The 20,627-nt window shown below is 67.5% G+C and carries 14 protein-coding genes and 1 pseudogene; 8 read left to right on the forward strand and 7 right to left on the reverse strand.

From position 1 onward, the window contains the following. Positions 1-78 precede the first annotated feature (78 nt). Positions 79-1,305, forward strand: coding sequence for a hypothetical protein (locus ACIO9J_RS25435; RefSeq protein WP_402003920.1), 1,227 nt, complete (start codon positions 79-81; stop codon positions 1,303-1,305). Positions 1,306-1,483: 178 nt separating this feature from the next. After that, positions 1,484-2,476, forward strand: a complete 993-nt coding sequence (locus ACIO9J_RS25440) for a hypothetical protein (RefSeq protein WP_402003923.1) — start codon at positions 1,484-1,486, stop codon at positions 2,474-2,476. Positions 2,477-2,648: 172 nt separating this feature from the next. Here ACIO9J_RS25440 and ACIO9J_RS25445 read toward each other — a convergent pair whose 3' ends face one another. The 5 genes and pseudogenes from ACIO9J_RS25445 to ssd form a co-directional block, all read right to left on the reverse strand. Continuing rightward, complete coding sequence (locus tag ACIO9J_RS25445; RefSeq protein ID WP_402003926.1) at positions 2,649-3,149, reverse strand: hypothetical protein; 501 nt, start codon at positions 3,147-3,149, stop codon at positions 2,649-2,651. A 1-nt stretch (position 3,150) separates the two neighbouring features. After that, on the reverse strand, positions 3,151-5,328 hold the full coding sequence (locus ACIO9J_RS25450; protein WP_402003929.1) for a site-specific integrase: 2,178 nt from the start codon (positions 5,326-5,328) through the stop codon (positions 3,151-3,153). Next, complete coding sequence (locus tag ACIO9J_RS25455) at positions 5,325-7,097, reverse strand: hypothetical protein (protein ID WP_402003931.1); 1,773 nt, start codon at positions 7,095-7,097, stop codon at positions 5,325-5,327. The genes ACIO9J_RS25450 and ACIO9J_RS25455 overlap by 4 nt, the downstream gene beginning before the upstream one ends. After that, positions 7,097-8,551 (reverse strand): site-specific integrase, encoded by a 1,455-nt coding sequence (locus ACIO9J_RS25460; RefSeq protein ID WP_402003934.1) that lies wholly within the window; start codon positions 8,549-8,551, stop codon positions 7,097-7,099. The genes ACIO9J_RS25455 and ACIO9J_RS25460 overlap by 1 nt, the downstream gene beginning before the upstream one ends. Positions 8,552-8,655: 104 nt before the next feature. Further along, a pseudogene (gene ssd, locus ACIO9J_RS25465) lies at positions 8,656-9,312 on the reverse strand (septum site-determining protein Ssd); the annotation flags it as partial. A gap of 521 nt (positions 9,313-9,833) precedes the next feature. On the opposite strand from ssd, the gene ACIO9J_RS25470 reads away from it, so the two are divergent. Both ACIO9J_RS25470 and ACIO9J_RS25475 read left to right on the forward strand, forming a co-directional pair. Next, positions 9,834-10,658 (forward strand): HAD family hydrolase, encoded by an 825-nt coding sequence (locus ACIO9J_RS25470; protein ID WP_402003936.1) that lies wholly within the window; start codon positions 9,834-9,836, stop codon positions 10,656-10,658. A gap of 173 nt (positions 10,659-10,831) precedes the next feature. Next, a complete protein-coding gene (locus ACIO9J_RS25475; protein ID WP_402003939.1) occupies positions 10,832-11,005 on the forward strand; it encodes a hypothetical protein in 174 nt (57 codons plus the stop codon). A 35-nt stretch (positions 11,006-11,040) separates the two neighbouring features. Here the strand turns inward: ACIO9J_RS25475 and ACIO9J_RS25480 are convergent, their stop codons facing one another. Further along, positions 11,041-11,865, reverse strand: a complete 825-nt coding sequence (locus ACIO9J_RS25480; protein WP_402003942.1) for an oxidoreductase — start codon at positions 11,863-11,865, stop codon at positions 11,041-11,043. Between the two features lie 101 nt (positions 11,866-11,966). Here ACIO9J_RS25480 and ACIO9J_RS25485 point away from each other — a divergent pair, with 101 nt between their 5' ends. Next, a complete protein-coding gene (locus tag ACIO9J_RS25485; RefSeq protein ID WP_402003945.1) occupies positions 11,967-12,947 on the forward strand; it encodes an ATP-binding protein in 981 nt (326 codons plus the stop codon). A gap of 27 nt (positions 12,948-12,974) precedes the next feature. Here the strand turns inward: ACIO9J_RS25485 and ACIO9J_RS25490 are convergent, their stop codons facing one another. Further along, positions 12,975-14,246, reverse strand: coding sequence for a hypothetical protein (locus ACIO9J_RS25490; RefSeq protein WP_402003948.1), 1,272 nt, complete (start codon positions 14,244-14,246; stop codon positions 12,975-12,977). A 297-nt stretch (positions 14,247-14,543) separates the two neighbouring features. On the opposite strand from ACIO9J_RS25490, the gene ACIO9J_RS25495 reads away from it, so the two are divergent. The 3 genes from ACIO9J_RS25495 (at position 14,544) to nhaA (ending at position 20,608) form a co-directional block, all read left to right on the forward strand. Then, positions 14,544-16,874, forward strand: a complete 2,331-nt coding sequence (locus tag ACIO9J_RS25495; RefSeq protein ID WP_402003950.1) for a bifunctional SulP family inorganic anion transporter/carbonic anhydrase — start codon at positions 14,544-14,546, stop codon at positions 16,872-16,874. A 127-nt stretch (positions 16,875-17,001) separates the two neighbouring features. After that, entirely contained in the window at positions 17,002-18,960 is a 1,959-nt protein-coding gene (acs, locus tag ACIO9J_RS25500) for an acetate--CoA ligase (protein WP_402003953.1), read from the forward strand. Positions 18,961-19,201: 241 nt separating this feature from the next. Next, on the forward strand, positions 19,202-20,608 hold the full coding sequence (gene nhaA, locus ACIO9J_RS25505) for a Na+/H+ antiporter NhaA (protein WP_402003956.1): 1,407 nt from the start codon (positions 19,202-19,204) through the stop codon (positions 20,606-20,608). The last annotated feature ends 19 nt before the right edge of the window (positions 20,609-20,627 follow it).

The raw sequence follows: 20,627 nt of genomic DNA on the forward strand, positions 1-20,627 counted from the left end.
CCCTTAAGGGGCACGATCCGTTTACGCGAGGGCAGATGGGGATCCCTCCTTGTCAGTGCCATGTCGCAGACTTGGAAGATGCACGGGAACGGCAAGCTCTTCAGCCACGGGGATCTTCGCGACTTCATGCACAAGAACCTCCGAGAGATCAATCAGACGGTCGAGGACCGTGACCCCGAACAGCTCTTGACCATGCCGGAGACCGACATCGTCGAGGAGCTGATGGACAGCTTCCGCATCGTGGTGCCCACCCTCGACCACGAGGGCATCGAGATCGAGCCGCTGAAGCAGGTCTACAACAGCGTCGAGGCGATCAACGGCTCCTTCAGGATCGTGCAGAACAAGATCCAGCTACTGATCCCCTACACGGGAGACCGCGTCGTCTTCACCCTCCGACCCAACCCCTGCATGGAACCCGCGCCCGAGGGAACCGTGACCGACGCAGAGATCAAGTTGCTCTGGTCCGGCCAGAGTGACAATCACGAACGGGTACGCCGGGCACTGGACGAGAAGATCGCCGAGATCACGAAGTGCCTGGGCTGGGCACGAGACAACGTCAACAGCTATAACAAGCGCGTCGAACGACTGATCCCTGAGCGAGTGCAGGCCCGCAAGCAGGACCTTCTTGCCGGCAGAGACCTTGCTGCATCACTCGGGTTCCCGATCCGCAAGCGCAGAGATGCCAAGACTTACGAAGTCCCGCTGACCCGTAAGACAATCAAGATCGAGCCCACCGAGTCCTCCACGGGTGCCGCCTTCCAGCCCGAGCCCACTCTGGCCGACACCGACTACGAGGACGCTCTGCGGGTTCTGACCAACGCTCGCAACCAGCTGGAGCGCTCACCCTCGCTGGTGTGCAAACTCGACGAAGAGGAGATCCGCGACCTATTGCTCTTGGCGCTGAACTCCCAGTTCGAGGGCGCGGCCGCAGGCGAGGTGTTCAACTTCAAAGGTAAGACCGACATCCTCATCCGGGTCGACGATAGGCACGTGTTCATCGGCGAGTGCAAGTTCTGGAAAGGTCCGAAGACCATCACCAACACACTGGACCAGCTACTTGGCTATCTGACCTGGCGCGACACCAAGGCGGCAGTGCTGTTGTTCGTCCGAGGCAATGCCTTCTCGGACATCGTCACCAAAGCTCTAGAGCGACTGGAAGCCCATCCCAACTTTAAACGGCGCGGACGCACTGACGAGTTCGGGACTCGTCACGACTTCGTCTTCCATATCGACGGCGACCCGTCCCGCGAAATCAAGATCGCCTTCCTTCCCTTCCACCTCCGTCCGCTAGGCACAGCTGGCTAAAGACTGCCGAAAAACCCGCACGCCTACATCAGGAGCGACTGAGAAGGACGGCCCAGCAGGACCCGACACCCATGCTTTAGCAAGAACCAGAGAATGTAGTTTCAGAGGGCAGAAGAAACCTCTACAGCCAAGGATCGCGTGGCCAGGCCGGGTTTCCCTGCGTAGTCAAATCACAACCATGGAAGAAGACGTGAACAAGAGCGACCTCCTGGCCTCCAGCCGGCGCCTCATGCACTTGGCCCTCGCAGACCTCGGTGCCGCCGAACAACAAGCTGACGTGGTTGTCCTTCACGCAGGTGTTGCCATTGAGCATGCCCTCAAGGCGCACCTATGCTCCATCCACCCCTCGCTCGTCGCCGACGGACGCGACCTCCCAAGTCTGCTGCACGCAGCTGACCGGGGTGACCTTGCCAAGAAGGAACTGTCCCTGATCAAAACCATCGGTGCCGTCGAAGCCTTCTCGCGGGTCAGCAAGATCCTCGACAAGAGTGAGCTGACAGTGACAGAGGCTCAGTTCCGCGTGATCGCTGATGCCCGCAACGGCGTCGCTCACATCGGAGTACACGACACCGCCAAGATTGAGGACCTTCTCAGCAATGGGATCAAGGTTGTCGATGCCGTTCTCGTCGCGCTCGAGGAGGACGCTGCTGAGTATTGGGGAGAGTTCCAGCCTCTCCACGACAAGATCCTCGAGGAGAAGCGCCGCGCGGACCTCATCCGGATCGAGGCGTTGAAGATCCGCGCCAACAAGACATACGTGACGCGGTTCGGTGCAAGCGACACCGAGGAGCGACGCAGGGCCATAGCCAGCGCGCAAATACACAGCATGGTCGCAGGGCAGGCGGCAGCGATGCGCGATTGCCCCGCATGTTCCAACCAAGGCTGGGTCGGCGGTGATCTCGACACCGACTTCACCGCCGAAGAACCCGAGGTTGTGATCGTCACCCGGCACTTCCTGTGCAGCGTCTGTGGCTTCGCCCTCGACGGCTACCTCCTCGGCTACTTCGCCCACCTCTACGAAGACATCCCCATGGGGCCGGCCGCGACCTTTACGTACGCCGACGGCAGCACCCATGAGGACCTGTGGATGAATCTCGCCTCGGACACTTTCCGAGATCGCAGACGTGAGGAGGAGGAAGAAGTTCTGCGTGCACAGATCGAGGACAATTGAGGATATGGAGAAAAGGAGGCAGCCGAGCCGCTAGATAGATTGTCAAGGCGTTGTAGACAAAGCAGCCGCTCGACCTGATCATCCCCAAGCTCAAGGACTGCCGGAACCGCGTGTTCCTAGACCGAACCGCCGACGGCTCCTGCCAAGGAAAGGCCGCGCCCTTGGATAGCGGTCAGCTGCAGGAACCAATCGTTCCAGTCACCGGCGACCTTCTCGGAGGCAGGGCAGCGATCTTGCCGCCAACTACCTTCTCGGCACGCAGGCGTTCGATCTCGAGGTGTTGGGCAGCGATCCGGGACAGCGCCAGTTGTTGGAACTCCTTGAGTTCATCGATCTCGGTGTTCTGGTCCTTCAGGCGTTCTTCGAGTTTGGCGTTCTTGTCCTTGAGCCGACGAATCTGCGCGGCTCTGGGATCGACGACGGTCCCAGCATCCTGAAGCAACTTCAGGCGCCGCTCGAACTCCTCAGCAAGATGCTGGTATGGGCCGTGGCGAACAGTTCCGTCGCGATTCTTCTTCGGGTAGAACGCGGTGCGGGTCACTCCCGCCTCGGCCGCCAGGGTGCTGAGGTCGCACTTGCCGCCGGGCGGCAGTTCGCCTCGGAGCAACCGTTCCGTCGCGGCCCGGATCGCTTCTTCTTTCTGGCTCCGGGTCTCTTCGCTGATCCGTCCCATGTCAGGCCACCGTTCCGCTTGCCGCGTCGATCTCGGCCAGAACTCGCAGGTCGCGGTCCAAGTCGGCTTGCAGACGGGCCTTCTCCGTCTGCTGACCGCGCCGGATGTTGCCGATGAAGACCTTCTTGTTCTCCGCGCTGCTGGCCCAGACCGGACGGTGGCTCAGATGGTGGGTGGCCTGCGGGCAGCGGACGGAGTCACACATGCCGGCCAGCGGCTTGTCCGCCCCTGGTGTCCCGGCGAGGATCAAGCACAGGGCCTTGGACGGATCGATGAACCAGCAGTAGTTGGCGATGCCCAAGTGCAGCGTCTTCGCCCGTTTGGACAGCAGATTAATGACTTCCTGGTCCCCAGGCTTGATCCCCGGCGCGGATGCCTCCATCCGCTGCAGTTCCTCGTCGACGGAGGCGAAGAATTCGATCAGGTCTCGTGCTCCAGAGCCGGTCGGCATGATTCCCTTCTGAGAGTCGCGGAAGGCCACCAGCGTCAAGTCCTGGTTGCGGAGCTGCTCTTCGGCAGAGACGTCGGCCAGGAACTCGGCTTGTGCGCCGCCGGGTCGTGCCGCGTAACCCTCGGTGGTCACCACAGACACATGCTTGAGGTGGATCTTCGCGGCCAGCAACCCACCAGGACGGTGGGCAAGTTCCATGGCCAGGGTACGGCGGGTGATCCGCAGGTTGATCGGGTCGTCGGGGATCGGGGCCAGTCCCAGCCGCTGCCCCTCTGGGCCGTTGACCCAGGCCCGCAGCCTCGCGCACCGTCCGGTGAGCTTGAATCGGCCGAAGGTGAGTGAGGACGCGTCCTGGGGGTCCTTGAGCGCGACAGCGAGCTCGACCGCGCGGTGAGCGTTGACGACCGTGACCCATTCGTCCCAGACACCGCCGAGCTCCTGTCCCTTGATCAGCTTTGTTTTGAGCCGGTAGCGCATCCGACCAGACCCCAGGTCCGTTGGCGGCAGGCAGGCATCCGTCGGGATCTCCATCAGTTCACTTGCCCGCATTCCGGTTAGCAGGGCGGTCACGAGGATGCAGGCTGTGCGTACGCGCTGCACCAGGAATTTCACATCCGCAAGGCTGGTGAGCCCTTGGGTCCATGGCACTTCGTCGCCGCCGTCGGCGCGGGTCACGGCGGCGGCGCTGCGTCCCCAGCGGGGGCCGACGCCAACGGCGGTGACCGCTCGCTCCAACAGCGGGCGCAGGGTGGGGATCCAGCGGTAGGGAAAGGAGGTCTCGCCTGCCTCGTGCGACAGAGCCTGCAGGCTCACATGCAGCAGTGGATCGTCTTCGGTCCATCCCTCGGCCAGGCGTCGGGGGACCTCGGCGGGGTCAAGTGCCGTCAGGGGGATGCCACTGGCGATATGGGCGTGGATCACTGTGCTGAGCCGGGTCTGCCACGTTGTGACGCCGGTCCGACGGACGGAGGTCTCCTCGTTGCGGACCGCTTTGACCAGTTCAAGAACGTGCGGTCCGAGCGTTTCGACGATGTAGAGGGCGGCGGCCAGCCACGGTTGCAGTGCTTCCTGCCGCATCGGATCGGTCACGTTTGGTCCGCCCGATGTGCAGCCGGCTATCTCGAACGGACTTCGGCCCGGCCAGGGAACGAAACCGTCAGCGAACCGGTCAGCGCTGAACAGGGCACTGTAGAGGGCGGGTTCCTGCATGGCCTGGACTGCGGCCAGCCGGGTTTCGGGGCTGGCGGGCCGAAGGATCTTCCCCTTGCGGTCCCGGATGTCGCTTCGGTGCAGGTAGTAGGCCTGGCAGTGCATCTGGGTGACGTCGCCCAGGGAGGTGACTCCGCGCTCGGTGAGCCAGTTGAACCACTCGGCCAGAGCCTTGAAGCGGCCGTGGCAGGTCTTGATCGCGATGGGGTAGCGGAAGGCCTGCGGCAGTTCGCGTACGGCTTCGTGCTGCGGGGCCAGCCGCGCGAAGACGAACTCCTCCGCCACGACCCGCCAGCGCGGGTCTCTGATCGTGGAGAAGTCCATTTTGCGTTCACTCGGCTTGAGGCTGACCGGCAGGTCCTCAACATCAGTGAAGGCCCAGACCGGCTGTCCCACCCTCGGCCGTGTCCCGCCCGGTCTCACCCGCAGCCCGGCTGCCTCGCAGACATCGAGCCCGGTCAGCGGGCTGTTGATCTGACCGGTGTCAGTGGATGTCGGTGTCGTGGTCACCGTCGTCATCGGGTTCCTTCTTCCGGCCGCAGCGGCAGTTCGGCATCGCTCTCGGTGACCTGCGTCGCTGCGGCGAGCAGGGCCTTGGAGGTGAAGTGGGCGTCCGGGGTGAGGATCTCGTTCAGGCGTTGGTCGTAGCGGCCGAAAACGCCCATGAACTCCGCCTGGGGCATCTGGTCCCACTGGCGGGCGAAGAACGACCGCAGACGGAGCAGGTTGGGCAGGTGGCGCGGGGTGAACAGGGCCAGCGGACACAGAAGGCAGACCCACGGGCGGGCCGGGCAAGGCTTGCCCTTCGGGCCGTGCAGGCCCGACAGCTGGTCGCCGCAGGCGGCGGTGAACACATCCCGTGAACCGCCGACCAGTTCGGCCAGGGCCGCATCGTCCAGGCCGAGTGAGGCGACCTTCTGGGGGTAGTCGCGGACCAGCTCGGCGACGTCCTCACCGGACAGGACCACCGGGGCCTGGGCCTTGCGGAGCATGTCGTTCTGGGCTTCGGCGATGATCTCGTCGACCAGGGCCCGCTGCGTCGGGGTGTCCGCCCGCAGGTAGTGATCCCCTTCAACCTGGGGACTGCGGTTGGGATCCATGGTCACGCGTCGGCTGCCCGACCACGCACGGCGGTCTCGCAGGGAGTCGTAGGTGGTGCGGATGCGGTGCATGTTCAAGGCCAGCGGCTCACCGTTGTCTCCCTTCAGACCCTGGTCGGCCACCCACTGGCGGACCGTCTCGTCCGCTGCGGGGCCAGTGATCCAGGGGCCTCTGGCGGCTGGGATGTAGCGGACCCAGAGTGCGTCGCGCACCTGCGGCGGAGCGAAGCGGCGGGAAAGTGACGTGTGGTCGGTCCACTGCTGCAGCAAACGGGTCGCACGCGACGTCAGTGTCCGGCTCTCCTCGGCCGTACGGCCCTTGACGTAGTTCAGTAGGACGGTCTGGTCGCCGGCCCAGTCGACGTCGCCCAGACCGAGGTCGTCCAGGCCGTCGGGCACGATGCCGGTGTAGACCCCGAACAGCAGCCGGTAGCCGAGCATGGTGTTGACCGTGGGGAACAGCTTGGCCGCCTCCCACCTGGGACGCCACCGAAACCTCGCCTTCGGCAGGCCCGAGGGGTGGTCGGAGGACCAGGTGGCGAACGGGGCCGCCTCGACCGGTCCCAGCCGGGCGTAGATCCAGAGCAGGTTCTCGTCCGTCCACCCGCCCCGGCGGGGGTCCTGCCCCGACTCCGCTGTCTTCACCGCGAGCCGGTGTCCCGCGTACGACTCCTTGACCGCAGACCTGCAGACCTCCGTCAGACGCGACCACTCGGCCTCGCTGTAGGGCTGCAGGGACTTCCGTTCGCGACGGCGGTCGGAGACGAAGCGGCGGCCGTCGACCAGCTCACGGACGTCAGGAGCCAGCAGCCCGTGGAGATCATCCAGGCGTCGGAGCATCGCCCGTGCCCGGCCTTCCTGCACCGGGCGGTGTTTCCCGCTCATCCAATGTGCGGCCAGCCGGCCGCGGGTCAGCTCCGACGCACCGCCGGTGAAGCCCAGCTCGGCCAGACCGTTGGTGAAGGCTCTGATCCCTGTCAGGTAACCGGCCAGCGTGTTCTCTTGGTCGACATCGCCGTGCGGGTGCACGAGGTCGGCGAGGCCGTGCAGCAGTTCGCGGGCCAGCACCGGATTGCGGGTGGAGACCTTCTCGCCGTGAACCGTGCTGTTCACCCAGCGGGTGCAGTCGGTCCCGTCGCTGAAGATTGCGGTGATGCCCGGCGGTTCCTCGATCACGGTCGCCGGCATCAGATGTCACCTTCGTCGTCGAACTCTGCCTCTGCCTCACGTTCCGCCTGCCGTGAGCGCACCGCCGAGCGGTCCTCTGGCGCATGCAGGTCGGCGAAGATCCGAGTCGTGTCCAGGCGGTTCAGGTACTTTTCCGTGGTCAGGGCACTGGAGTGACCGAGCAAATCGCGCAGAATCAGCAGCGGTTCATGGCTGGTGAGGTAGAGAGCCAGGGCGGCATCGGTGTCACCGGGCTGGACCTTCTGGGCCAGGCGTGCGTAGTAGCCCGACACGAGCTTCGCCATCGTCTGCATCGCGAAGGTGTGGCGCCCTCGGTGTGGATGAACATGAGGAAAGCGCGGTTCGTAGCGTTCCCGGATCCGGTCCGAGGCCCGCTCGAAGACCGTGTTCCACGCGGTGAACGGCCGACCAGGGCCGCAGACCGACAGGAGCATCGACCCGCCGCCAGGGGCCACAAGTCGGCGGCGTTCGCCGGGGCCCAGGTCCTCCCACTGCATCCGGACGCCGTTGACCCGACCGCCCCGGACGTCGGAATCGGTGACGATCAGCGGCTCTCCCCAGCGTGCCGGCGGCATCCAGGTCGAGCCCGCCACCGCGGTCGCCCGCTCGAAGGCCAGGTAGTTGTGGAGCTCGGCCAACGTGCCGTAATCGACCCACGTGGTGCGGTACTTGCCGCCCTTGGTGATGGCCCACGGCAGCGGAACAGGTGTCGGTATCTCAGTTCGTCTTTTCGGCAGGGCCGGGACTTCGCAGGCCAGGAGGTAGGTGAACTCCTGCTTGCGGGGCCCTGAGGCGAACACGAACCGTCCCACCGCGGCATTGCGGGCCATCTCCCTCCCCCGGTACCCGCGCTCCTCCGAACCGTCGGGCTCCAGCCGGGCCAGTCCCTTGAGGAAGAGATCGGCGAAGTCGTCCTCCAGGTACTTGATCGTCACGTGCCCCTTCGCCTGCCGACGACGGGACTGGTTGACCTTCATCTCCTTCTGCTGGCCCTCGAAGAGACCAGTGGCGTGCTCGTAGGTGAACGGCAGATCGGTGGTGTAGCCGTTGCGGATCGCCCAGAGGTAGAACTTGCCAAGAATGGCCATGTGCTGGTTCCACGTCGATGCTCTGAACCGGGCCTCAATGGGGCCTCGCGCGCGGTGGACCGAGTAGGCGCTCAGAAGGGCCTTGAGCCGGTCTCGGCCCTCGAACAGGACCACTCCGTATTCGTCGCCGAACTCCATCCATTCGCGTACGGCCCGGACGTACGACGGCCACGAGTTGTCCGACGGGACCTTGCTGGTCGGCAACTCGCAGGCCCAGCGGTTCACGACAGCCGAGGGCCGCAGCCCTTGGTCATCCTCGAATAGCAGGTCCTCGTCGAAGATCAACGACATGCCCTCGGGGATGACCGGCTTGAACTCCAACCCCCAGGTTTCCCAACCCGAAGACGCGTAGAACACTTGTTTCATGCCGCTGGACGCTACCCGGCGGGACACTCATTCCGCGTACCCACAAACAACCGCTGACCATCGGGTTCACTCTCAAAGCGACACTGCAGCTAAGCAGAAACAACCCAGCTCAGTACCCGCAGCGCGTGCAGCTCCGGCAGGGACTCCTCAAGGGCGCCGCCGCCGACCCTGCCCCGCGAGGCGGCGAAGGCGGGCCACCGCAGCCCTTCGGCGGTCTCGCCGCCCAGCAGGACGTCGAGCCCACCGCCCAGCGGGTCGGCGTCCACGAGCATCGTGCGGTGCCCGGCTCGCGCCGCGGTGACCGCGAGGGCGCACGCCAGGGTGGATGCCCCGGCCCCGCCGCGCCCGCCGATGACCCCGATGGTGAGCGCGGGCCTGCCGACGCCTTCGGCCACATCGGCGATGCGGTCCACGAGCCACTGCTCGCCGTCGGGCAGGAGCAGCACATGGTCGGCGCCGATCTCCACGGCCCGCTGCCAGACCCCCGGGTCGTCCTGGTCCCGCCCGACGAGCACGACCCCGCGGCGGCGCGGCGCCCCGCGCACCCGGTCCGCCGCGTCGTCCCCGACGAGCACGAGCGGCGCCGAGTCCCAGCCTTCTCTGCCCTTGGGCCCGCCGTGGTGCACCTCGGGCCTGGCCCCCGCGGCGGCGCACAGCCGCAGCAGGTCGTCGAGGAGCTCCACGTCCTCCGTGACGATCAGCGGTCCGCTCTGCCGCCCGTCGGACGACGCCGCCCTGTCCTGTGAAATGACTCCACCCATGATCCTCATCCCCCTCTGACCGCAAGCCCCTGTGAATGCCGCGTCCCGCATCCGCGAAGAACCGGACAAAGCAATCCGGCCATGAACTTCGCGAGTGGAACGGGTGGAATCAGCGTGCAGCGGTCCGGAAAATCGTGTGGATCTTGGTCAATAACTGTGGACAAGGCGATGGCTGTGAATATCCCCGTCACCCATACCAGTGACATCCCGGCGACTTCCGCAGCGCAGCCTCTCGACTACGTACAGTGACGGATCTAGGGCAGAGCACGAGAGCGCCGCGAGGGCGATCAGCTTGGCCGGTAGGCCGATTGAGGGATCATCGGAGGGTCAAAAACCCATCCGGACATGCGACGACCCCCGCCGGGGGGGAGAGCGGGGGTCGTCCCCACGGTCCGACTCGGGGGGGGGAGGAGCCAGACCGGGTTAGCACGGTCGCGAACGATCCGTGACTTCCATGGTGTACCCGAGAGCCTTCTCAGGCAAACCCACGCGCCTCAGCTTACGCCGAATGGTGGGCGCCTATGCTCGAGCTCGTGGAAAACCACTCCTTGCCTCGCACTGCCGCGTTCTTTGACCTGGACAAGACGGTCATTGCGAAGTCGAGCACGCTCACCTTCAGCAAGTCGTTCTACCAAGGCGGCCTGATCAACCGCAGAGCGGTACTGCGCACCGCGTACGCGCAGTTCGTCTTCCTGGCAGGCGGAGCCGACCACGACCAGATGGAGCGGATGCGCGAGTACCTGTCCGCGCTGTGCCGCGGATGGAACGTGCAACAGGTCAAGGAGATCGTCGCGGAGACCCTGCACGACCTGATCGACCCGATCATCTACGACGAGGCCGCGTCCCTCATCGAGGAGCACCACACCGCGGGCCGCGACGTCGTCATCGTCTCCACGTCGGGCGCCGAGGTCGTCGAGCCGATCGGTGAACTCCTCGGTGCGGACCGGGTGGTCGCGACCCGCATGGTGGTCGGCGACGACGGCTGCTTCACCGGCGAGGTGGAGTACTACGCGTACGGCCCGACGAAGGCCGAAGCGATCAAGGAGCTCGCCCGGTCCGAGGGGTACGACCTCGACCGGTGCTTCGCCTACAGCGACTCGGCGACCGACCTGCCGATGCTCCAGTCCGTCGGGCACCCCTTCGCGGTCAATCCGGACCGGGCGCTGCGCAAGGAGGCCCTCACGCGCGCGTGGCCGATCCTCGACTTCCACCGGCCCGTACGCCTGAAGCAGCGCCTGCCCGCGCCGCCGCGCCCCGCCCTGGTGGCGGCGGCCGCGGTCGGTGCGGCGGCGGCCACGGCGGGCCTCGTGTGGTTCGCGACGCGCCGCCGCGCGACCGCCGGCTGATCAGGCCGAAACCGCCCGTCCGTTTCGCACCTGTTTGAACCTAAAAGTAAAGAAGTGCAGCCAGGACTTCCGCTTCCTCCAGGACAGGAGTACAAAGGAGTCAACGGCCCGCGAGACCAAGGACATCCGAGAGGATTACCTTTAAACGCAACCAAGGCCCCACGGACCGAAGCATGAACACCGAGCACCCACGCGACGTCGACCCGTCGATTACGGGCCAGCCGCACCAGGTGACGGGCTACGTTCCCGACCTGATGGGCAACACTTCGAGGACGCTTGGTAACCCGGTGGACATGCCAGCGGCGGTACGGATTTCCGTACCGCCGCAACCCTTTTCCGGACCCTGAGGCCGCCGCGCGGCCGACCGCACGCGCGCGTGTACCTACGCCGCGCCGCGCTGGAGCGCCTCGCAGACCGCCGTCGATTCCCTGACGCCCAGCTCAACCGCCTTGCCGCAGTGCGCGATCCAGGCCGCCATGCCCTCCGGAGTGCCGGACGCGTAGCCGTCGAGCGCCGCCACGTAGGCCGCCCGGCCCTGCTCCGCGTGCCCGGCCTCCGCCGGGCAGATCGACTTCGGGTCGAGGCCGCTGCCCACCAGGACGATGCGCTCGGCGGCCCGCGCGACCAGGCCGTTGTGCGAACCGAAGGGCCGCAGGCTGAGCAACTCGCCGTGGACCACGGCCGCCATCACCAGGGCCGGCGCCGAGCTGCCCGCGATGACCAGCTGCGAGAGGCCCTCGAGGCGGCCCGCCACCTCGTCCGCGTCCGGCAGCGCCAGCTCGACCAGCGGCTCGTCGACGAGCTCGCCCGCGAGGCGCGGCCGACCCGCCGCCTCGTCGGCGTCGGCCGCCGCGACCAGGTGCAGGCGCGCGAGGACGCGCAGCGGCGACTGCCGCCAGATGGACAGGAGTTGGCCCGACTCGGCGGTCAGACGCAGGGCCGCGCCGACGGTCCTGGCCTCGCCCTCGACGCTGAAGTCAGTGCGCCTGCGGACCTCCTCCAGGGCCCACTCCGCGCCGGAGAGCGCCGCGGAGCCGCGGGCTCCGCGCAGCGCCGCCTCGGAGGTGAGCTCGTTGCTGCGGCGCCGCATGATCCGGTGTCCGTAGACCCGGTCCACGGCCTTGCGCACGGAGTCCACGGAGTCGGCCACGCCGGGCAGCCCGGCGAGGGTCGCGAGCGGGTCTCCCGGATCAGCTGTCGTACTCATGAGTACGACCCTACGTACTCCGGGGCGCCGCTCCACGATGGAGTGGTCTTCTTCACGCGGACCGAGTACGGCACGTAGTCGAGCGGCTACGCTTTGTGGTCATGAAAATCGCTTTCGTAGGGAAGGGCGGCAGCGGCAAGACCACGCTGTCCTCGCTCTTCATCCGACACCTCGCCGCCACCGGTGCGCCGGTCATCGCGGTCGACGCCGACATCAACCAGCACCTGGGCCCCGCGCTCGGCCTCGACGACGCGGCGGCCGCCGAGCTGCCTGCCATGGGCGCGCGCCTGCCGCTCATCAAGGACTACCTGCGGGGTTCCAACCCCCGGATCGCCTCCGCCGACACGATGATCAAGACGACGCCCCCGGGAGAGGGCTCGCGGCTGCTCCGGGTGCGCGAGGACAACCCCGTCTACGACGCGTGCGCACGACCGGTGGAACTCGACGGTGGCACCGTGCGTTTGATGGTCACCGGGCCCTTCACCGAAGCCGACCTCGGTGTCGCCTGCTACCACTCCAAGACCGGAGCGGTGGAGCTGTGCCTGAACCACCTGGTGGACGGCCGCGACGAGTACGCGGTCGTGGACATGACCGCCGGCTCGGACTCCTTCGCCTCCGGCATGTTCACGCGCTTCGACATGACGTTCCTGGTGGCCGAGCCGACCAAGAAGGGGGTCTCCGTCTATCGCCAGTACAAGGAGTACGCACGCGACTTCGGCGTCGACCTCAAGGTCGTGGGCAACAAGGTGCAGGGCGAGGACGACCTGGACTTCCTGCGCGAACAGGTGGGCGACGACCTCCTGGTGACCGTCGGGCACTCGGACTGGGTGCGCGCCATGGAGAAGGGCCGCCCGCCCCGCTTCGAGCTCCTGGAGGAGGACAACCACCGCTCCCTGCAAGCGCTTCAGGCCGCCGTGGACGCCTCGTACGAGCGCAGGGACTGGGAGCGCTACACCCGCCAGATGGTCCACTTCCACCTGAAGAACGCGCAGAGCTGGGGCAACGAGCGGACGGGGGCCGACCTGGCGGACCAGGTCGACCCCGCGTTCGTCCTGCGCGAGCGGATCACCGCTTCGGCGTGAGCCGCCGCTCGACGGTGTCGCCGGGTGCTACGGCTTGACCGCCGGGGCGCCCGGGACGCCCTTCGGGGCCGGTGCGGGTCGGGCCGAAAGGAAGGCGGGCCAGCCCTCCTTCGGGGCCTTGCCGACCGGGAGCTTCGTCAGCTTCTCCAGGGTCTTCGGGTCCTGCGCGTCCAGCCAGTCCGAGAGCTGGCGGAAGGAGACGCAGCGCACCTCGGGCTTGGTGCAGACCGACTCGATGGTCTCCTCGACGGCGCGCATGTACGTGCCGCCGTTCCAGGACTCGAAGTGGTTGCCGATGATCAGCGGCGCACGGTTGCCCTTGTAGGCGCGGTCGAAGCCCTGGAGGAGGCCGTCGCGCATCTGGTCACCCCAGTACTCGTGCTTGGCGGGATCACCGTGGGAGGTCGAACCGGACTGGTTGACCATGAAGTTGTAGTCCATGGTGAGCGTCTCGAACTGCCGCCCAGGGACCGGGACGAGCTGCATCGACAGGTCCCAGAGCCCTTCCTTCTTCTTGGGCCACAGCTGGTTGTTGACCCCGCTGGTGTCGTAGCGGAAGCCCAGCTCCCGGGCGGCGCGCATGAAGTTCTTCTGGCCTTCGAGGCAGGGGGTGCGGGCGCCGACCAGTTCCTTGTCGTAGTCAAAGGGAAGCGGCTGCGCCTTCTTCATGCCCGTGTTCGTCTTCCAGCCCTTCACAAAGGACTTGGCCTGGTTGATCTCGCTCTTCCAGTCCTCGACGGACCACTCGCCGACGCCGCGTCCCGCGCCGCAGAAGTGGCCGTTGAAGTGGGTGCCGACCTCGTTGCCCTCGAGCCAGGCGCCGCGGAGCTGGTCCACGGTGTCCTTGATTCCCTTGCGGTCGTTGAAGCCGATGTCCGAGCTGCCCGCCAGGTGCTGCGGCGGCTTGTAGAGCTTCCGCTTCGCCTCGGGAAGCATGTACACGCCGCTGAGGAAGTAGGTCATCGTGGCGTTGTTCCGCTGGGCGACCTTGCGGAAGTGGGAGAACAGCTTCTGGCTGTCCTCACCCGCGCCGTCCCAGGAGAAGACCACGAACTGAGGTGGTTTCTGGCCCGGCTTGAGGCGCTCGGGTCTCGGCAGGTGCGGCTGCTGGCCGGTGAACGCCGTGGAGCCGTCACCGATCATGCGGACCGGGGCCTTGGGCGCCGGGGCGCCCGGGGCCTTCTTCGCGCCGTGAGCGCCTTCCTCGGCACCGGTGTCGCGGCCGGCACAGCCGGCCAGTGCCGCGATGCAGGCCACGAGGGCGGTGAGGCTCGCGGCGATCCTCCGGGTGGCGGCCATGTTCCGCCCACCTTCTTTCCGTGCAAGTCGGGACAGATCGCCTGCAAACTCGCACGGAGTCCGAAATGACACGTTCCGACAAGCCGACGAAAGTTTTTATTCACTCGTTGAGGTGATTGATTACCCTATTTGCCCTTAAAATCCATCCACGACCTTTACTCTGCATTACGGTTCGTTTACCGAGCGTTGAGATATCCCGCCGCTGCACGCCGTGACCCACGGCCGCGACCCGCCCTCCGGAAACCTCCGGAGGACCCCTTGTTCCGCGACCGCGCTGCCCCGGAGGAGACGGGAAACATGTCTGCCTGCGTCCCCACTCGCACCACCGACTCGGCCCACACGCCGAGCGACAACAATCCGCACGCCCCGCCGCCCCGCAAGAAGTTCCGCATCGCGGGCGCCGACCTCTCCGCGTCGATCGCCGTCTTCCTGATCGCCCTGCCGCTCTCCCTGGGCATCGCCCTGGCCACCGGCGCCCCGCTCCAGGCGGGCCTCGTCGCCGCCGCCGTCGGCGGTCTGGTCGCGGGACGGCTCGGCGGCTCCGCCCTCCAGGTCAGCGGCCCCGCCGCCGGACTCACCGTGGTCACCGCCGACCTCATCCACCGGTACGGATGGCGGACCACCTGCGCCATCACCGTGCTCGCCGGGCTCGCCCAACTCGCCCTCGGCTGCCTGCGGGTGGCCCGCACCGCGCTCGCCGTCAGCCCCGCCGTGGTGCACGGCATGCTGGCAGGCATCGGAGTCGCCATCGCCGTCGCCCAGCTGCACATCGTGCTCGGCGGCACCCCGCAGAGCGCCGTGCTCGACAACCTCCGCGCGCTGCCCGCCCAACTCGCCGACCTGCATCCGGCGGCGCTCTCCATCAGCGTCCTCACGCTGGCGATCCTGCTGCTCTGGCCGCGGATTCCCGGGCGCGTGGGCCGGGCCGCCCGCGTCGTGCCCGCCGCCCTCGTCTCGGTGGCCGTCGCCACCGTCGTCGCCTCGTTCGCGCACCTCCCCGTCGACAAGGTCGACCTGCCCTCGTGGCGCAGTCACGCGCTCGCGGGGCTGCCCGAAGGGCCCGCGCTCGGGCTCGTCGCGGCCGTCCTCACCATCACCCTCGTGTGCAGCGTGCAGTCGCTGCTCGGCGCCGTCGCCGTCGACAAGCTGCTCTCCAAGCGCCCCGAGCTGAACGCGGGCGTGCGCCGCTCCGACCTCAACCGCGAGCTGCTCGGCCAGGGCACCGCCAACATCGTCTCCGGCGCGCTCGGCGGACTGCCCGTCGCCGGGGTCGCCGTGCGCAGCGTGGCCAATGTGCGCGCGGGCGCCGTCAGCAGGAACTCCACGATGCTGCACGGCGTTTGGGTAGTAGTGGCCGCGCTGCTCCTGGTCCCCGTCCTCGAGCTGATCCCGCTCGCGGCCCTCGCCGCCCTCGTCATGGCCGTCGGCATCCAGATGGTCAGCCTGAACCACATCCGCACGATCACCCGTCACCGCGAGATCCTCGTGTACGCCGTCACCACCCTCGGCGTGGTCCTCCTCGGGGTCCTCGAAGGCGTGGGTCTCGGCGTCGCCGTCGCCGTGACCGTCGCCATGCACCGCCTCGCCCGTACCCGGATCACGCACGAAGAGCAGGAGGGAGTCCACCATGTGCGCGTGCGCGGACAGTTGACGTTCCTCGCGGTGCCCCGGCTGAGCAGGACGCTGCACCTGGTGCCGCAGGAGGCCGACGCCATCGTGGAGCTGGACGGCTCGTTCATGGACCACGCCGCGTACGAATCGCTCCAGTGCTGGCAGGACGCGCACATCGCGCACGGCGGGAGCGTCGAGATCACCGGGCGCGCGGGGACGAGGATCGCCGAGCCCGCGAGCACCTCGCACTCCTGCTGCCGCCCCTGGACGCCCTGGCGCAACCACCACTGCGACCGCCCGCAGGAGGAGGAGCGGCACACGGGCCGGCCCAGCGGGCATCAACTGGCCACGGGGATCAGCGCGTTCCAGCGGAACACGGCGCCCCATGTGCGCGGCGAGCTCGCCAGGCTCGCGCGGGAGGGGCAGCAGCCCGCGCAGCTCTTCCTGACCTGCGCGGACTCCCGGGTGGTCACCTCGATGATCACGTCGAGCGGTCCCGGCGACCTCTTCGTCGTACGCAATGTGGGCAATCTGGTGCCGCTGCCGGGTGCCGAGAGCGGGGACGACTCGGTGGGGGCCGCGATCGAGTACGCGGTGGACGTGCTCAAGGTGCGGTCCATCACCGTGTGCGGACACTCCGGGTGTGGTGCGATGCAGGCGCTGCTCAACACCCCGCCCGGCGGCGCCCAGACGCCGCTGAAGCGGTGGCTGCGGCACGGTCTGCCGAGCCTGGAGCGGATGGGCGCGCAGGAGAGGGCATGGGCGCGACTCTCCGGGCGCGCGCCCGCCGACGCGGTCGAGCAGCTCTGTCTGACCAACGTGGTGCAGCAACTGGAGCACTTGAGGGCGCACGAGTCGGTGGCGCGCCGACTTGCCGAAGGTGATCTTGAGCTGCACGGTATGTACTTCCACGTCGGAGAGGCGCAGGCCTATCTGCTGACGGAGGGCACCGACGCGGAGCAACTGCCGGACGAGGTCTTCGATCAGGTGGCGCCCACGGCACGGATCAGGGTCTAGCGGACACCCTTCGGGTAAAGGTCTAAACCAATTTTCGGCAGGCCCTTGTCACCGCGAGTTGTGTCTGATGAGCTGTGGCTTCGGACACAACGGGCGCCCCCCGGCAAAGCAGCGCAAGGGAGATGTCGTGAGCAACGAAAGCCTGGCCAACCTCTTGAAGGAGGAGCGTCGCTTCGCGCCGCCGGCGGAGTTGGCAGCCGCCGCCAACGTCACGGCGGAGGCGTACGAGCAGGCCAAGGCTGACCGGCTCGGCTTCTGGGCCGAGCAGGCCCGCCGGCTGACCTGGGCCACGGAGCCGACCGAGACGCTCGACTGGTCGAACCCGCCGTTCGCCAAGTGGTTCGCCGACGGGAAGCTCAACGTCGCGTACAACTGCGTCGACCGCCACGTCGAGGCGGGCCACGGCGAGCGCGTCGCGATCCACTTCGAGGGTGAGCCCGGCGACAGCAGGGCCATCACCTACGCGGAGCTGAAGGACGAGGTCAGCCGGGCGGCCAACGCCCTGACCGAGCTGGGCGTCCAGAAGGGCGACCGGGTCGCCGTCTACCTGCCGATGATCCCCGAGGCGGTCGTCGCGATGCTGGCCTGCGCCCGCATCGGCGCCGCCCACTCGGTGGTCTTCGGCGGCTTCTCCGCCGACGCCATCGCCAAGCGCATCGAGGACGCCGACGCCAAGGTCGTCATCACCTCCGACGGCGGTTACCGCCGGGGCAAGCCGTCCGCGCTCAAGCCCGCCGTGGACGAGGCCGTGACCCGGGTCGCCGGCGTCGAGAAGGTCCTCGTCGTCCAGCGCACGAAGCAGGACGTGGCGTGGACCGAGGGCCGCGACGTGTGGTGGCACGAGATCACCCAGCGGCAGTCCACCGAGCACACCCCCGAGGCGTTCGACGCGGAGCACCCGCTCTTCGTCCTCTACACCTCGGGCACCACGGGGAAGCCGAAGGGCATCCTGCACACCTCCGGCGGCTACCTGACGCAGGCGGCCTACACCCACCACGCCGTCTTCGACCTCAAGCCGGAGACCGACGTCTACTGGTGCACGGCCGACATCGGCTGGGTCACCGGGCACTCGTACATCACGTACGGCCCGCTGGCCAACGGCGCGACGCAGGTGATGTACGAGGGCACCCCCGACACCCCCCACCAGGGCCGCTTCTGGGAGATCGTCCAGAAGTACGGGGTGACGATCCTCTACACGGCACCCACCGCGATCCGCACGTTCATGAAGTGGGGCGACGACATCCCCGCCAAGTTCGACCTCAGCAGCCTGCGGGTGCTCGGTTCTGTCGGTGAGCCGATCAACCCCGAGGCCTGGATGTGGTACCGGAAGAACATCGGCGGGGACAAGTGCCCCATCGTGGACACCTGGTGGCAGACCGAGACCGGCGCGATGATGATCTCGCCGCTGCCGGGCGTCACCGAGACCAAGCCGGGCAGCGCCCAGCGCGCCCTGCCGGGCATCAGCGCCACCGTCGTCGACGACGACGGGAACGCGGTGCCGGACGGTGGCGGCGGCTACCTGGTCCTGACCGAGCCGTGGCCGTCGATGCTGCGCACCATCTGGGGCGACGACCAGCGGTTCATCGACACGTACTGGTCGCGTTTCGAGGGCAAGTACTTCGCCGGCGACGGTGCCAAGAAGGACGACGACGGCGACATCTGGCTACTCGGCCGGGTGGACGACGTGATGCTCGTCTCCGGGCACAACATCTCCACCACCGAGGTCGAGTCGGCGCTCGTCTCGCACCCGGCGGTCGCCGAGGCGGCGGTCGTGGGCGCGGCGGACGAGACCACCGGACAGGCGATCGTCGCCTTCGTGATCCTGCGGGGCACGGCGAACGCCGAGGACGAGGGGCTCGTCGCGGAGCTGCGCAACCACGTGGGCGCCACGCTCGGCCCCATCGCCAAGCCGAAGCGGGTCCTGCCGGTGGCCGAGCTGCCGAAGACCCGGTCCGGGAAGATCATGCGGCGCCTGCTGCGGGACGTCGCGGAGAACCGCGAGCTCGGTGACGTCACCACGCTCACGGACTCCTCCGTGATGGATCTGATCCAGACGAAGCTGCCCGCGGCGTCCAGCGAGGACTGATCCCCCGGCTCTCCGAGGCCCCCCGAGGCCCTTCGAGCCTCCCCGAGCGACGAAAGGGCACCCGGCGCCAAGCGCGCCGGGTGCCCTTTTTGTGCTTAAGGTGAAGATCACTGGATACGTCCGGTCGCACGTTAGGTACGCTAAGGATCGCGTCAACAACGCGACAAGAAAGATCTGGGTGCGCCGGGAAGTCTGGTCGGCATGAGCTTTGTCCTGCCTACCCGACCGGAGGTCGACTCACGTGGCCGCGCCCACTCCCACCCCCAGCAACAACCGCAAGGTGCTCGGACGCCTCTCCCTGCCTGAGCGGACCTTCGTCGCCAACGCGCTGCGCACCGAGACCGTCGGCGGCGTCCTGCTGCTCATCGCCGCCGTCACCGCCCTGATCTGGGCCAACACAGCCGGCGGCTCGTACGAATCCGTACGGAGCTTCCATCTGGGACCCGGCTCGCTCGGACTCGACCTCTCCATCCAGCACTGGGCCGCCGACGGCCTGCTCGCCGTCTTCTTCTTCGTCGCGGGCATCGAGCTCAAGCGCGAACTGGTCGCGGGCGACCTGCGCGACCCCAAGGCCGCCGCGCTCCCCGTTGTCGCGGCGCTCTGCGGCATGGCCGTGCCCGCGCTCGTCTACGTCCTGGTCAACACCGTCGGCGGCGGCTCGACGGACGGCTGGGCCGTGCCGACCGCGACCGACATCGCCTTCGCGCTCGCCGTCCTCGCGGTCATCGGCACCTCGCTGCCGTCCGCGCTGCGCGCCTTCCTGCTCACCCTCGCCGTCGTCGACGACCTCTTCGCGATCCTGATCATCGCGGTCTTCTTCACCAGCGACCTCAACTTCGCCGCGCTCGGCGGCGCCGTCCTCGGCCTTGCGGTCTTCTGGCTGCTGCTCAGGAAGCGGGTCCGCGGCTGGTACATCTACGTTCCGCTGGCGCTCGTCATCTGGGGCCTGATGTACAACAGCGGCGTCCACGCCACCATCGCGGGCGTCGCCATGGGCCTGATGCTGCGCTGCCACAAGGAGGACGAGAGCGAGGAGCACTCCCCCGGCGAGCACATCGAACACCTCGTACGTCCCCTCTCCGCGGGCCTCGCCGTACCGCTGTTCGCCCTGTTCAGCGCGGGCGTGATGGTCTCGGGCGGCGCGATCGGCGATGTGTTCACGCGGCCGGAGACGCTCGGTGTGGTGCTCGGTCTCGTCGTCGGCAAGGCGGTCGGCATCTTCGGCGGCACCTGGCTCGCCGCGCGCTTCACCAAGGCCGAGCTGAACGAGGACCTGGCCTGGCCGGACGTGTTCGCCGTCGCCTCGCTCGCCGGCATCGGCTTCACCGTCTCGCTGCTGATCGGCGAACTCGCCTTCACCGAGGACCCGCTGCTCACCGACGAGATCAAGGCCGCCGTCCTGATCGGCTCGCTCGTCGCGGCCGTGTTCTCCGGCATCCTCCTGAAGGTCCGGAACGCCAAGTACCGCAAGCTGTGGGAGGACGAGGAGCGCGACGACGACCTCGACGGCATCCCCGACATCTACGAACAGGACAAGCCGGACTACCACCTCCGGATGGCCGCCATCTACGAGAAGAAGGCCGCGGAGCATCGGAGGCTTGCCGAAGTCTCGGGTGGGGAACGCGAGGATGGCAACGGTCCGGCATGATCTGAGCAGACATATCTCA

The organism is Streptomyces sp. NPDC087300, from assembly GCF_044744425.1.
In the GTDB taxonomy this organism is placed as follows: Bacteria; Actinomycetota; Actinomycetes; order Streptomycetales; family Streptomycetaceae; genus Streptomyces.

Excerpts from the sequence above, each read along its gene's own strand:
- ACIO9J_RS25445 (WP_402003926.1), bottom strand. The coding sequence starts at position 3,149 with ATGGGACGGATCAGCGAAGAGACCCGGAGCCAGAAAGAAGAAGCGATC.
- ACIO9J_RS25475 (WP_402003939.1), top strand. The coding sequence starts at position 10,832 with ATGAACACCGAGCACCCACGCGACGTCGACCCGTCGATTACGGGCCAG.
- ACIO9J_RS25455 (WP_402003931.1), bottom strand. The coding sequence starts at position 7,097 with ATGCCGGCGACCGTGATCGAGGAACCGCCGGGCATCACCGCAATCTTC.
- ACIO9J_RS25485 (WP_402003945.1), top strand. The coding sequence starts at position 11,967 with ATGAAAATCGCTTTCGTAGGGAAGGGCGGCAGCGGCAAGACCACGCTG.
- ACIO9J_RS25495 (WP_402003950.1), top strand. The coding sequence starts at position 14,544 with ATGTCTGCCTGCGTCCCCACTCGCACCACCGACTCGGCCCACACGCCG.
- ACIO9J_RS25480 (WP_402003942.1), bottom strand. The coding sequence starts at position 11,865 with ATGAGTACGACAGCTGATCCGGGAGACCCGCTCGCGACCCTCGCCGGG.
- ACIO9J_RS25450 (WP_402003929.1), bottom strand. The coding sequence starts at position 5,328 with ATGACGACGGTGACCACGACACCGACATCCACTGACACCGGTCAGATC.
- ACIO9J_RS25460 (WP_402003934.1), bottom strand. The coding sequence starts at position 8,551 with ATGAAACAAGTGTTCTACGCGTCTTCGGGTTGGGAAACCTGGGGGTTG.
- ACIO9J_RS25470 (WP_402003936.1), top strand. The coding sequence starts at position 9,834 with ATGCTCGAGCTCGTGGAAAACCACTCCTTGCCTCGCACTGCCGCGTTC.
- ACIO9J_RS25490 (WP_402003948.1), bottom strand. The coding sequence starts at position 14,246 with ATGGCCGCCACCCGGAGGATCGCCGCGAGCCTCACCGCCCTCGTGGCC.
- ACIO9J_RS25440 (WP_402003923.1), top strand. The coding sequence starts at position 1,484 with ATGGAAGAAGACGTGAACAAGAGCGACCTCCTGGCCTCCAGCCGGCGC.
- ACIO9J_RS25435 (WP_402003920.1), top strand. The coding sequence starts at position 79 with ATGCACGGGAACGGCAAGCTCTTCAGCCACGGGGATCTTCGCGACTTC.